Annotated in this window: 2 protein-coding genes; one reads left to right on the top strand and one right to left on the bottom strand. The window is 79.0% G+C overall.

Features of this window, described 5'->3' with window-relative positions; translation table 11 throughout:
• Window positions 1-234 (bottom strand): Maf family protein (locus ACYVJE_RS23045; RefSeq protein WP_461146131.1); only part of this gene is annotated, 234 nt, incomplete at its 3' end.
• A gap of 125 nt (window positions 235-359) precedes the next feature.
• On the opposite strand from ACYVJE_RS23045, the gene ACYVJE_RS23050 reads away from it, so the two are divergent.
• Window positions 360-567: HPF/RaiA family ribosome-associated protein (locus ACYVJE_RS23050; RefSeq protein ID WP_461146132.1), on the top strand; the 208-nt coding region annotated here is incomplete at its 3' end.

Below are 567 nucleotides of genomic sequence, written 5' to 3' on the forward strand. Positions count from 1 at the left end.
GGCCCGGCCGTCGAGCTCCAGCATCGAGTCGCAGCCGATGACCAGGCCGTCGGTCACGTCACGCGCCACGGCCGCCGCCTTGGCGCGCGCCAGGGTGAGGCAGAGCTCGCCCGGGGTGTCGGCCGTGACGGCCTCCTCGTCGACGCCGCTGACGATGACTTCGGGGTCGAGCCCCGCGCTGCGCAGGAGGGCGAGACGGGCGGGCGAGGCTGAGGCGAGGACGGTCCTGGTCACGTCTGCCGAGCCTAGCGTCTGCCGTGACGGGCGAGGGACGGTCCCTTCCGCGGGCGGGCACGGCGCCGGCGGGAGGCGCCGGATCCGGAGCGGACGGCCGCCCCCGCGCGGACGCCGCCCGGCCCGTGAAGGTCGAGGTGACCGTCGACGTCGACGGGCGGATGGTCCGGGCCGAGGCGAGCGGCGCGCGGCCGAGGGAGGCCGTCGACGAGCTGGTGGACCGGCTGGCCCGCCGGCTGGACCGGCTGTCGGACCGCTGGGACCGCGGGCACGTCGTCCGCGGCCGCCGGCGGCCGCGCCCCACGGGCTCCGAGGGGGCGCTGGGCGGGGACG

It is taken from the genome of Salinifilum aidingensis (genome assembly GCF_054782015.1).